Annotated in this window: 13 protein-coding genes; 8 read left to right on the top strand and 5 right to left on the bottom strand. The window is 49.5% G+C overall.

Annotation, left to right across the window (positions count from 1 at the left end; translation table 11 throughout):
• The first annotated feature begins 182 nt into the window (after window positions 1-182).
• From IE054_RS10915 to IE054_RS10935, 5 genes are all read left to right on the top strand, one after another.
• Window positions 183-821 (top strand): methylamine utilization protein, encoded by a 639-nt coding sequence (locus tag IE054_RS10915; RefSeq protein ID WP_189406369.1) that lies wholly within the window; start codon window positions 183-185, stop codon window positions 819-821.
• A gap of 5 nt (window positions 822-826) precedes the next feature.
• Window positions 827-3160: an EAL domain-containing protein gene (locus IE054_RS10920; RefSeq protein WP_189406370.1), complete on the top strand. Its 2334-nt coding sequence runs from the start codon at window positions 827-829 to the stop codon at window positions 3158-3160.
• Entirely contained in the window at window positions 3157-3993 is an 837-nt protein-coding gene (locus IE054_RS10925) for a DUF3034 family protein (RefSeq protein ID WP_189406371.1), read from the top strand. The genes IE054_RS10920 and IE054_RS10925 overlap by 4 nt, the downstream gene beginning before the upstream one ends.
• Window positions 3987-4403 (top strand): group I truncated hemoglobin, encoded by a 417-nt coding sequence (locus IE054_RS10930; RefSeq protein ID WP_189406373.1) that lies wholly within the window; start codon window positions 3987-3989, stop codon window positions 4401-4403. The genes IE054_RS10925 and IE054_RS10930 overlap by 7 nt, the downstream gene beginning before the upstream one ends.
• A gap of 216 nt (window positions 4404-4619) precedes the next feature.
• The gene (locus IE054_RS10935; RefSeq protein ID WP_189406375.1) at window positions 4620-4778 is read left to right on the top strand and encodes a YqaE/Pmp3 family membrane protein; all 159 of its coding nucleotides are present in this window, start codon (window positions 4620-4622) and stop codon (window positions 4776-4778) included.
• A gap of 35 nt (window positions 4779-4813) precedes the next feature.
• On the opposite strand, the gene IE054_RS10940 is transcribed toward IE054_RS10935, so the two are convergent.
• The 4 genes from IE054_RS10940 to IE054_RS10955 form a co-directional block, all read right to left on the bottom strand.
• Entirely contained in the window at window positions 4814-4987 is a 174-nt protein-coding gene (locus IE054_RS10940) for a DUF1328 family protein (protein WP_189406377.1), read from the bottom strand.
• A 21-nt stretch (window positions 4988-5008) separates the two neighbouring features.
• Window positions 5009-5452: a hemerythrin domain-containing protein gene (locus tag IE054_RS10945; protein WP_189406379.1), complete on the bottom strand. Its 444-nt coding sequence runs from the start codon at window positions 5450-5452 to the stop codon at window positions 5009-5011.
• A 238-nt stretch (window positions 5453-5690) separates the two neighbouring features.
• Complete coding sequence (gene gdhA / locus IE054_RS10950; protein WP_189406380.1) at window positions 5691-7031, bottom strand: NADP-specific glutamate dehydrogenase; 1341 nt, start codon at window positions 7029-7031, stop codon at window positions 5691-5693.
• 57 nt (window positions 7032-7088) lie between these two features.
• Window positions 7089-8729, bottom strand: coding sequence for a diacylglycerol kinase family protein (locus IE054_RS10955; RefSeq protein ID WP_189406382.1), 1641 nt, complete (start codon window positions 8727-8729; stop codon window positions 7089-7091).
• A 142-nt stretch (window positions 8730-8871) separates the two neighbouring features.
• On the opposite strand from IE054_RS10955, the gene IE054_RS10960 reads away from it, so the two are divergent.
• Both IE054_RS10960 and IE054_RS10965 read left to right on the top strand, forming a co-directional pair.
• The gene (locus IE054_RS10960) at window positions 8872-9405 is read left to right on the top strand and encodes a DUF2878 domain-containing protein (protein WP_189406384.1); all 534 of its coding nucleotides are present in this window, start codon (window positions 8872-8874) and stop codon (window positions 9403-9405) included.
• Window positions 9406-9429: 24 nt separating this feature from the next.
• Window positions 9430-10119, top strand: coding sequence for an SDR family NAD(P)-dependent oxidoreductase (locus IE054_RS10965; RefSeq protein ID WP_189406386.1), 690 nt, complete (start codon window positions 9430-9432; stop codon window positions 10117-10119).
• A gap of 48 nt (window positions 10120-10167) precedes the next feature.
• Here the strand turns inward: IE054_RS10965 and IE054_RS10970 are convergent, their stop codons facing one another.
• Window positions 10168-10716 (bottom strand): hypothetical protein, encoded by a 549-nt coding sequence (locus IE054_RS10970; RefSeq protein ID WP_229805100.1) that lies wholly within the window; start codon window positions 10714-10716, stop codon window positions 10168-10170.
• 461 nt (window positions 10717-11177) lie between these two features.
• Between IE054_RS10970 and IE054_RS10975 the strand changes: the two genes are divergently transcribed.
• Window positions 11178-11678 carry a flavodoxin family protein gene (locus IE054_RS10975; RefSeq protein ID WP_189406388.1) on the top strand — a complete coding sequence of 167 codons (501 nt, stop codon included), beginning with the start codon at window positions 11178-11180 and terminating at the stop codon, window positions 11676-11678.
• Window positions 11679-11698 lie beyond the last annotated feature (20 nt).

The following is an 11698-nucleotide window of genomic DNA, read 5'->3' on the forward strand; positions in this document are numbered from 1 at the left end:
ACAACCCCGCAGCACGCAGTGCTGCGGGGTTTCTTGTTTCTGACACTCGCAACCGTGCACCGATAGCGGTGATCCCCTGGCTCAGGGCGAGAAACGTCACCATCGTTAAGCAATTGCTTGTCATGTATCAATGGGTTAATGTTAATTTAACTTCAGCGCGCCGCTCAACGGAATGCAGATCTATGCCTATTATAAAATCACTGCTTCTCCTGCTACTGCTCCCTGTTTGCTTTAAGACACTGGCAACGACACTGACATTTGTGGATCAGGACGGACAGTCGTTGTCTGACGTTGTTGTCACTGGCAATAGTACTCAGCCTGCAGCTACGCAGCAAAGCAATGAACCCGTGATCATGGATCAGGTAGACAAGCAGTTCGTCCCTCATGTACTGCTTATTAAGCAAGGCCAGCAGGTTGCTTTCCCTAACAGTGACAATATACGCCACCATGTTTACAGTTTTTCTGAAGCTAAACCGTTTGAAATAAAACTGTACAGCGGTGATGACTCGGCCCCGGTGACATTTGAAAAGCCAGGCATTGTCGTGCTTGGCTGTAATATTCACGACAGCATGGTTGGCTACATTTATGTGCAGGATGCGTCGCGTACCTGGCTCAGTGACACTGACGGCAAAATTACGGTGCCGGACAATGTAACGGAAATCGAAATCTGGCATCCGCACCTGGACGTGGTGAAGACGACAAAACAGTCGGTAACGCTATCAGAGAACAAGGCCTTGCAAACTATCAGGTTAAATTTAAAGGCCAGGCCAAAGCCTGAAACGCAGAGCAATACGTTTGGGAAGCGCACCTTTGGTCACTAGTGCCTATGCAAATATCACTTAGACACAGCCTGTTCAGACTGCTCTTAGGTGGCATTGTTATCACTGCCATGCTGATTTTGTTTGCGGTGTGGAACGGAACTAACGATCTTATTCAGAAAAATGTCGAGCGTGAACTTCTGATAAGTCGTGGTATTTTGCAGCGTGTCATTACTGATCGCTACGATGGCTTAGGCACGGCCTCGTCGGCGATCAGCAATACCTTTGAATTTCGCCAACAGGTTGGTCTGCGTAGTATTCCCGATTTAAACAGCACCCTCGAAAGTTTTGCACGGCGACTGGATGCGCAGCAATTGCTGGTCATGGATCTGCAGCACAAAATCATTACTTCACTTCCAGAGCGGTTAGCCCAGGGTCAGGTCACGCCGTTTAAGGCACTAAACCGTAAAATTGATTATGACACCGTGGTCGGCGATTTTATTGTTTTAGATAATACGCTCTACTATATGGTAGTAACGCCGGTTAAAGCGCCCAGAACCATCGCTTACCTTGGCGTTGGCTTTCAGTTCAGCCGTGCGTTTCTGTCTAATCTCAGCGACGTTGTGGGCGCGGAAATTATTGTGCATCTGAATGAGGCCCAGGGAGAGCAGCGCATTCTCAGTGCCAGTGTAGATTCACAGCGCGCCAGCGCTTTACTGGCAGAATCCGGGCAGGAGCCCAGCTGGTTTGACATTACGCTCGACACTGAGGGCCATTATCTGACGCGAAGCTTCTCATTGCCTGAACTGGGTGAGCTTCCTGTCGAATTCTCACTGGCACTGGATGTCGGCCCCCAGTTTCGCAGCTTTACCAACCTTCAGTTAACCATCATCTTTATTGCACTGGTCGCAATGCTTGTGGCACTGGCTGTTGCTATGCTGTTGTCGAAGCGCGTCAGCGGGCCCGTGGCAAGTCTGGTAGAGGCCGTAAATAACATCGCCAATGGTGATTACGAGCAGCCTCTTAAACCCAAAGGGCGGTTGTCAGAAATTGCCGATCTGGCTAAAGCATTCACCAGCATGCAACAACGTATTCGCTCCCGTGAAGAGCGCATTCGCTATCAGGCACAACATGACATGCTAACTGGCTTATACAACCGGGATTATGTGGACCAGCGGCTTGAGGCGAGGCTCGGCGCCGGCGAAACACTACAAATTGTAGGAATTAATATCAGTGGGTTTAGAACCATCAACGATCTGTATGGTTACTCAAACGGCGATACCTGCCTGAAAATTGTGGCCGAACGCTTACTGCGCTGGCCCGGGATGGCGGCGCGATTATCCGGCGGAGAAGTGTTGTTCGTGCCGGACCAGGCGCTTACCGAGTTACAGCTGGAAACGCTGCGCTATATTCTGGAACAGCCGGTTGAAACGAACGCTCTCTCGATTCCGGTCAGGGTCACGATTTCGGTAATTAATTGCCCGGAAAGTGGCCACTCTGCGCAGGAAATTTTCAGAAAAATCAACATTGTTGCCGATGAAAACGAACGCTCAGGCAAATGGCTGGTGTGGTACCACGAAGAAATGGAGCAACATTACCTGCGCCGGCTGACCATTATCACTGAGCTCAAAAAAGCGCTGATGAGTGAGCACACCGAATTATCTATGGTGTACCAGCCGAAAATAAATCTGGAAACGTCGCAAATCTGCAGTGTTGAGGCCCTGATACGCTGGAATAACAAAGCCCTGGGATTTGTGCCTCCAGATGAATTTATTGGTATTGCAGAACAGGCCGGATTAATTGAACTGGTAACCAGCTGGGTTATCGAACGAACACTTATCGATTTAGCCTCATTTCGGGAGGCGGGCTACAGCTTCACTGTGGCAATGAATTTGTCGACCCAGGATATACAGCATCCCGAACTGTTGGGACGGCTGAACAGTGTGATCCGTCGTGAAGGACTGCTGCCTGAAGATCTTGAGCTGGAAATTACAGAAAGTGATCTGGTTGAAGACGCGGCGACAGCAACGGACAACCTGACCAAACTGTCCAATTTAGGTTATCGTTTTGCGATTGATGATTTTGGTACAGGTTACTCCTCCCTCGCTTACTTAAAAACGTTGCCGGTGAATACCATTAAAATTGATAAGAGTTTTGTACTGAACCTGGCAACTGACCGTTCCGATCAGCAAATTGTCCGCACGGTGCTGAACCTGGCAAAAGTGTTTGGCCTGGAGGTGGTGGCGGAAGGCGTTGAAGATGAGACGTCGCTTAATGTGCTTAAAAAATGGGGGTGTAATATTGCGCAGGGTTATTTCATTAGTAAGCCTGTCACAACAGAGGGGCTGTTTGAATGGCTGGCAAATTCACCGTATTCAATAAAAAATAAGGAAGATTTATGAGGGGAACGTATTGCGCTGTTCTGGCACTGTTAACCCTGTCTCAGAATGTCATTGCCGACGAGGGCAAGCTGATTGGTACAGCAGGCCTGAATCAGATAGAAGGGGCAGGCGGCGGTGGTCTGGTGCCCTGGGCGACATTGTCGGGGTATGACTCACAGGAGCAAACGTCGTTAAATGTCTTTGCCACCAACGTCAATGTTGATGATTACCGTCTCCAGGTGCTGGGAAGCAGTGTGTCACTCTACGACAGAGTGGAAGTTTCGGCGGCCCGTCATACCTTTGATTTAACCAGCCTAGGTGGTGAAATCAGACAGAATATTTACGGGGCTAAGGTGCGCCTCTATGGCGATGTGGTGTATTCACAGTATCCGCAGCTCAGTGCTGGTGTTCAGTATAAGGATTTGCAGGACGATACGATTGCCAACGCGCTTGGTAGTACGGATAGCAGCGGTCTGGACTATTACCTGTCAGCAACTAAAGTGCATTTAGGCGCGGCGGCTGGCTATAACCTGGTCTGGAATGTGACCGCACGTATGACGAAAGCGAATCAGCTGGGGTTGCTGGGCTTTGGTCATGCCACGCAGGATAACCACGAGTTAATGATGGAAGGCTCTGTGGGCATACTGTTCAACCGCCATCTTGCAGTCGGCGCAGAGTATCGGCAGAAACCTGATAATCTGGGCCTCGGTGAAGATGACTGGTGGGATGTCTTTGTCACTTATATTCCCTCAAAGTCTTTCAACGTGACGCTGGCCTGGGCTGAGTTAGGCAGTATAGCCGGTGCGCAGGGGCAGGATGGACTGTATCTGTCGATAGGAGGTCAGTTATGGTGAAATGTGTAAGCAGTATGCTCATTATTCTTGCATTAGCTGGCTGTGCTACTACTCAGCAGAGTCTTTATGATGAGCTGGGCGGTAAACAAACGATTGCGGCAATTGTCGATAATTTTATCACTGAAATTCAGTACGATGCTGAAATCCTGCCATACTTTGAGGGCAGTGATATTGCGCGGTTCCGTGACAAGCTTGAGGAGCAGCTTTGTGATGTTGCCGATGGCCCCTGTGACTACACCGGCGATACGATGGCTCAGGTTCATGCTGGTATGGCTATCACTGAACATGATTTTAACCTGACCGTCGACTTGCTTATCAATGCGATGACGCAGGCGGGTGTGCCCCACCGGGTACAGAACAAACTTCTGGCACGTCTGGCGCCGATGCGAAAGGATATGTTGTACAAATAGCTTGCTCGTCGGGCGCGGTGTTGCAGGTTATGCGTATCGCGCTGTAACGACTGGCAGTAATTTTGCAGTAACAGTAATGCAATTTGCAGTCTATGTCGCAGAAGCGCACATACACACAACGATGTGTCCCACGCAGGTCGCGTCAGCGACGTCACTGGGAAGGTGTACTGGGGCTTACAGGCATATGTCCGCGTTCATACAAATGAGGAGCTAACAGTGGATATTTTACGGATTATCTTGTCAATTTTACTGCCGCCGCTTGGGGTATTCCTGCAGGTAGGGATAGGACCACAATTCTGGATCAACATTTTGCTGACATTACTGGGTTATATTCCCGGTATTATTCACGCTGTGTATATTATTGCCAGTCGTTAAAAAAAAGCGCCGAAAGGCGCTTTTTTGTTAGGTACCTATTTTCTTCGCGCGCTTTGTATAAACGAAGCTACCAGCGACAACGCAAGTAAAATAGCAAATATGTAGAAGATAAACTGCGCAATGGACGTTGCGGTACTGGCAGCGCCGCCAAAACCGAACAGCGCAGCTATAATCGCGATCGCGAAAAATATCAGTGACCAAACCAGCATGATAACTCTCCTGAATGCCTGTTAGGCAGCCTTCGTTTCACTTTTCATTTCGTCAATGTAGCCTTTCGCCAGCTGCTCTTTTTCACTGCTGTTTAATAGTTTGCCGGCCGTCTGGAAAAATCCCTGCTCTTCATCAGCCAGGTGATGCTCAACTTTTTCTCTGAGCGTTTTTAAATGATGCAGCCAGGCTGACGAGGACATATCTGTCTCATCCAGTTTTTCCAGTAGTTCATCTATCTCGTGATGCTCGGCAATACCGTGGCGCGAGAGTTCTACCGCTTCGTCATACTCTAACAGAGGCGAGTAAAAGTGACGCTCTTCAGCAACGGCGTGACGTTCAAGCTGCTGTTTAAGATCGGCGTAGTACTCCCTGCGAGCCGCTGTATCACCGCTGGTCTCGTTAAGAATTTTAAGCAGTAACCGTTGCTTTTCATGATCCTGACGCAATGCTTCGAAAATCTGCATATGATGCTCCTGTGGCATTAGTAAAAAAAGAGAACAGGATTTACTTTGCTAAATTCATTCCAGTTTTATTTTATGTAACACATTGATAAAACAGCTAAAGATATAGTTCGGGTTAAGACAGACTGAGAAATTGGTACGCACAGTGGGTAGCTTTTACATAAGCTGAAACACCCGCCATGACTGTTCGGTTTTGTGCCTGTGGCGGGTGTTAGCCGACGAGGAAGGGGAGGCAGGGAGGTCAAATGCCCTGCGCTACCATCGCATCAGCCAGACGACGGAATCCGGCAATATTAGCGCCGCGGCTGTAGTTAACAAAGCCGTCATCCTGTCCTTCATCTACACACACCTGATGGATGTCTTCCATCACAGATTTAAGGGCTGCGTCCAGTTTTTCGAATGACACTGGCCGAAACGCCGCGTTTTGTGACATTTCCATTCCGGAAAGCGCCACACCGCCAGCATTTGAGGCCTTACCGGGCACATGTGGAATTTTTGCCTTTAAAAACGCCTGCTTTGCTCCGTCGGTACAGGGCATGTTAGCGCCTTCTAGGACCAGTTGGCAGCCGTTCTCAATAAGCACCTTGGCATGTTCATCATTCAGCTCGTTTTGTGTTGCGCAGGGCAGGGCGACATCACAGCGCAATGACCACGGAGCTTTTCCGGCATGCCACTTACCACCAAATTTGTCTGACAGGGCTTTAAGAATATTGTCGCTGTCCTGTTTATTGTCCATCGCCCAGCTGATCATTTCTGCTGTTAGGCCATCTTCATATTCGTAGAAGCCCCGGCTGTTGGACAGTGATATGACACAGCCTTCATGCTGGGCGGCTTTCAGGGCCGCATGCAAGGCCACGTTGCCAGCCCCGGAAATCGCGATCCGCTTGTTGGTTAGTGTGGTCTGATGGGACTCCAGCACCGCGAGCAGGAAATAGATAAGCCCAAAGCCAGTGGCTTCGGTGCGTACAAAACTACCGCCAAAATCGACCCCTTTACCGGTAAGTACGCCTTCAAAACGGTTATTCAGTCGCCGGTACTGGCCATACATGTAACCAATTTCCCTGGCACCCACATTAATATCTCCGGCAGGTACATCGGTTCGGGCACCGATATGCCGCTGCAGCTCGGTCATAAATGCCTGACAAAAACGCATAACGTCGTCATCACTGCGGCCTTTAGGATTAAAGTCTGCACCGCCTTTAGCACCGCCAATCGGCAAGCCGGTCAGGGCATTTTTAAACGACTGTTCAAAAGCCAGGAATTTGAGGATAGATTCATTGACGGTGGGGTGAAAACGCAGCCCTCCTTTATACGGCCCGATCAGACCACTGTGCTGAACCCGCCAGGCCTGATTAATTTCAATGTCACCGCTGGTATTTTTCCAGCATACATTGAAGTGAATGATGCGCTCCGGCACACACAGCCTGCGTAATACATCGTTGCGCTTATAGTCACTGTGCGCGTTAAATATAGGTATTATGTCGTCATAGACCTCTTTAACAGCCTGAAGGTACTCTTCTTGATCCGGGTGACGGTCAGCCAGCCAGTCTACTACTTTGTCATAATTAGATTTTGAACTCATTGACTTCACTTCATTTAACATAACGCCTCATACATACCTTGGCAGAGGCGGGGGCGATCAATCCCGGGTGATGGCATCGCCATTTTCAAGCGTGATCACAGACAAACTCCGTGGCAATGTTTCAATTAAGAGTGTCTCTGCCTCCCGTAATTCCCCATCAATGGCATAAGCGCGTTTCTTAGAAAAGTGAATTTCAATAGTGGAAGCCTGGGTATGGCGTATCCGCTCCGACTGCTTTTTCCCGTCGGGCGTCAGAAAAACCAGCTCTGCCAGGCTAAGAAATTGTTCATCGGCGGAGGATTTCGGGGTTAACCAGGTGATATCAAGTTTTCCGTCGACCACGCTGGGCTCTGTGCTCCCCTGAGCCAGCGCGGTTGTGACCGGCGCCGCATTGGCGATCACCAGGCTGGGTGTCTCAAGCTGCTCTTTCTCTGCGCCGTCCAGAGAAATATCCATGGTCAGGGTTTCATTGGTAGACATGGCTTCCCATAACCCTCGCAGGTAAGCAAACTGGCCACCTTCGTCTTTCTCTTCGCGGTCGGCACGCTCAATCATCTTTTGCTCAAAACCGACTGCCGCCACCAGCAGCATGAGTTCACCGTTGCAGCGTGCAGTATCAATATCGTGGGAATAGCCTTTGATGAGAAGGTCACAAGCCGTATTTATGGGGGTGATCTTGCTGCTGAACCCGTGTAATACCTGACTTAACGCGTTGGCTGTTCCCATTGGAATAATCCCAAGTTGCCTGGATGAGCCAATCAGTGCGTGGGCAACTTCGGCAATGGTCCCGTCGCCGCCGCATGCGACAATAATGTCACTGTTTTTGTGCAATGCCTTTTTTGTCAGCATGGTGGCATCGATGTCCGGGGTTGTTTCCATTACATCGACCCTGAAGTGGGGATTAAGCTGTGAAAGAATATCGTCGCTGTAAGTTTGCCATTTACCGCCACCGGCAACAGGGTTAGCAACCAGCGTGAGTGTTTTGTTCAGTGCCAGTCGTCCCCCTTGCTTCACCTTTGTCAGTGATGCAAGCTGACGCTTATTCAGCCGGGCTGTATCGCGTACTGACTTGATTTTATTCAGCGCGTCCTTAACAGACAGCGTGTCATCTTTAGCCAGCAGATAGGCGGCAACAATCAGCACAGAACGGCCACGGCCCAGAGCACAGTGCACAACCACTTTGCGTCCTGCATCTATTTGCTGATCTATCCAGTTGATGGCCGTATTCAGTTGCTCCATTGTTGGACTGGTATGGTCTAACACGGGGACGTTCAGGTAAGTACAGTCTGACTGGTAGGCCGACCAGTCTAACCCGTCAAACTCTGCAGTAACGTCTAAGATTGCCTGGACGTCATAATCAAGCAGCGTATCGACATCGCTGCCAAATAACCGGCAGGCTAAAAACAGGTTTTCATCTATCTGTTGGATGGCTGGCACCTTGTCGTTTTTCCTGGCCCAGCTGTTGTAGGACCCGCTGCCAAGTAAAAAGGGAATGAATAGCCAGCGAATGTAAAAAGGTATGGAGCCATCTTCTCGTTTACGAAACAGTGAGGGATAGTTGAACAGGTAGGCGCTGCTGACAGCGAGCAATGAAAAGGCAATCCACACCAACGGCGCTTTTATGAACCAGAAAGGAATTAGCCAGGCAAGTCCCACAGCGGCGATGGCACCAAGAACATAATATTTCACCATTTTCAATGTGTCGTCTCCCTTAACGCTTCTTAACATTTCCCGATTGAACTAACCGGGATGACTGACAGTATCCACACATAGTCCCGATAGCGGCTGGCGAGTCTGAACGATGACGCGCTGGCGATCCAACTTAAGCAGATAACTTGCCATGTCTCCAGCATCGATACGAAAAATTGCAAATTTTGTGTGGTTTCAGTCAATCTGGCTGCTGGTCATACTTTTTCAGTACGAGTGGTTGTGGCTGGTTTGTTTACTATTAATAAGTTTTTTTCTGATTACTGATGACAGAGCAGTTGATTTGGCGGTAATTACCATCGTGGGCGTGACGGGTGTCATTATTGACAGCCTGCTTACTGTTGGCGGGGTGTTTGTTTTTACGTCACCGGTGTACGGGATACCAATTCCACTGTGGTTGATAGCATTATGGCTGGCGTTTGCCGGCACACTGAGGCACAGCCTGCGGTATTTTATCGGGCATTGGTGGCTGTGTGCAGGGGCGGGGGCGGTTTTCGGGCCCCTCAGTTATTACGGCGGCGTACGGCTGGGAGCGGTGACCTTTGGCTACCCACTTTCCGTTTCACTGGCAGTACTTTCGCTGGTCTGGGCACTGGTGCTGCCTTGCGCGTTTTACATCGCTGCAAGGGTGGAAGCGCGTCGCCAGACTCTTCAGTTTAATGATTAACAGAGCAAACATAAGGAAGACAACATGACGAAAACCGTATTTGTAACCGGGGGAAACCGTGGCATCGGTTTTGAAATCGTGCGCGGATTTGCCAAGGCCGGCTATAAAGTTATGATGGGATGTCGCGATGAGGATGAAGGCAACGAAGTGAAGGAAGACATCGTTGGTGGTGATGTTCATGTAATAGAAATGAGCCTGAGTAATGAGCAGGGGATTATTGACGCGCTTACCCGCGCAACGGCGGTGTATGGCGGGATTGATATACTGGTTAACAACGCCGGTGTGCTGTGCCGCGATGGCGTAGAGGATGTGTCGATGGGGGACGTATCATCAGCGCTGCAGGTACATGTGCAGGCACCGCTTACTCTTATACAGCAAGTATTGCCCGGTATGAAAGAACGTGGGTTTGGCCGGATAATCAATATGTCGTCAGGCTGGGGCGCGTTTGCTGAAGGGATGGAAGGTCCGGTAGCCTACGCGATCAGTAAAGCTGCGCTAAACGCGCTTACACTCAATGTTGCTAATGAACTTGAAGAAGAAAGCAATATTACGGTTAACAGTGTCTGTCCGGGCTGGGTACATACCCGTATGGGCGGAACAGATGCCCCGAAGTCACCGGAAGAGGGAGCCGATACGGTTGTATGGCTTGGCACGCTGGAAGACGAAACTCCCAATGGCAAGTTTGTCAGAGAGCGCAAAGAAATCGACTGGTAAACACAAAAAAGCGGCCAATCGGCCGCTTTTTCACTTATTGTTTCCACATTAACGCAATGACCGGGTTACTTTCAGACCTCGCCTCGCCAGCAAGCGCTCAACGCTGTCGACAGACTGCGAACGTTTCAGGTTTACAATCAGCGCACTGCGCTTTTCTTTCACAGCGTGGCGCACTGTGTCTATAAGTGCACTGCGATCTGGTCTGAGACTAAATAAACCCGCTGCAAACAGTCCAATAAAGAAGCCTGGGCTGATGAGTGCAATAAATGTAAAGACAGGGTTTTGCTGCGTCAGTGCCGGACCAACTGTAACCAGAATGGCAGCAAGTATTAAACCAGCCAGCAATCCAATGAAGCCCAGAAGCAAGTGGGAGTTAAGCATTTTTTTCTTAATGCTGCCGGCATCGCGTTCCAGCTTGTCACTAAGATGCGCTTCGCCTGGATCCATAATTACAATTTGTTCACTGGATACCGAACAGTCCGCTTCCAGTTGTCTGGCTGTTGCTTCCGCTTCATCGTGACTGTCAAATACAGCTGCTAGCTGAGTATGCTGGGCGGAAAAAATATGCCCGGTTAACTTGTCTGGCGAAGTAGACATAAGACCTCCAGAGTCGTTAGTACCTGAATAGCGACACTACTCGTTTCGCTATTATGAATATCTGCAGCGAACAATTAGTATCTTAATCACGTTAAGTGTTCAAATCCCGTTCCTGTTTTGTAAGTTCATGATAATTATAATCATATATATTTTTTTTGTAGGGACAGTCTGACTGAGTAAGCGTTGGTGTGAATAAATTGCACGGTATTCTGAAAAATATGCCTGGCTGCACTGAAATTAATAGGTAAGTTTGTCGTCACGACGTCGTCGTCCCCGGTGCTCAGGCATGTGGGTAAGCGCCCAGGGCCTAAAACGATATGGCAGACGAAGGCGTGTTAATTATGCAAAAAAGTGGCGTTAAGTTTGCAACATGCCCGCAACAAGTAACTACCAGATACGCGTTGCAGATGACAGGCGGGGCAGACGGCCGCGTTCATGTGTTCTGACACGGTGGAGGCGAAATGACGACATCGGTTGCCGTTATATATCAGGACAGTGAATGTCCAGACAACGGAATTACCCATGAGGTAATTCGTGGCCTGGCCAGCGAACAAATTGATGTAAAAGCGTATTCGTTCGATACCGCTCAGTCACATCTTGACGAGCTAGATACGTTCGACGGAATGATATTTGGTTCGTTACCTGCCAAATACGCTGATCAGGAAGCGTTGCAGGCTTTTATTCGTTCAACGCGGGTGCGTTGTCAGACGGGCGTGTGGCGAAATAAAATTGCCACAGCGTTTACACATACACTAGAGGTGTGTGCGGAATCAATGCCATCGTTGTTGCAGTTGTCATTGTTTTGCGCCCGGCATCATATGGTTTGGATTGACGAATCTGACAACACGCGCACAGCGGCCCATTCTGATGTCCGTACTGAAGATGACGCGTCCGTACAACAAACACCGGCATTCGCTTATGGGCAGCGGGTTGCTCTGATCACAAAGCAGTGGTTAGAGTAGTCGTGGTCGCGGAGTAAAAT

The organism is Alteromonas halophila (genome assembly GCF_014651815.1).
Taxonomy (GTDB): domain Bacteria; phylum Pseudomonadota; class Gammaproteobacteria; order Enterobacterales; family Alteromonadaceae; genus Alteromonas; species Alteromonas halophila.

Bases quoted from the DNA above. Each gene is read 5' to 3' on its own strand.
- IE054_RS10915 (WP_189406369.1), top strand. From the start codon at position 183: ATGCCTATTATAAAATCACTGCTTCTCCTGCTACTGCTCCCTGTTTGC.
- IE054_RS10920 (WP_189406370.1), top strand. From the start codon at position 827: ATGCAAATATCACTTAGACACAGCCTGTTCAGACTGCTCTTAGGTGGC.
- IE054_RS10925 (WP_189406371.1), top strand. From the start codon at position 3,157: ATGAGGGGAACGTATTGCGCTGTTCTGGCACTGTTAACCCTGTCTCAG.
- IE054_RS10930 (WP_189406373.1), top strand. From the start codon at position 3,987: ATGGTGAAATGTGTAAGCAGTATGCTCATTATTCTTGCATTAGCTGGC.
- IE054_RS10940 (WP_189406377.1), bottom strand. From the start codon at position 4,987: ATGCTGGTTTGGTCACTGATATTTTTCGCGATCGCGATTATAGCTGCG.
- IE054_RS10945 (WP_189406379.1), bottom strand. From the start codon at position 5,452: ATGCAGATTTTCGAAGCATTGCGTCAGGATCATGAAAAGCAACGGTTA.
- gdhA (WP_189406380.1), bottom strand. From the start codon at position 7,031: ATGAGTTCAAAATCTAATTATGACAAAGTAGTAGACTGGCTGGCTGAC.
- IE054_RS10960 (WP_189406384.1), top strand. From the start codon at position 8,872: ATGTCTCCAGCATCGATACGAAAAATTGCAAATTTTGTGTGGTTTCAG.
- IE054_RS10965 (WP_189406386.1), top strand. From the start codon at position 9,430: ATGACGAAAACCGTATTTGTAACCGGGGGAAACCGTGGCATCGGTTTT.
- IE054_RS10970 (WP_229805100.1), bottom strand. From the start codon at position 10,716: ATGTCTACTTCGCCAGACAAGTTAACCGGGCATATTTTTTCCGCCCAG.
- IE054_RS10975 (WP_189406388.1), top strand. From the start codon at position 11,178: ATGACGACATCGGTTGCCGTTATATATCAGGACAGTGAATGTCCAGAC.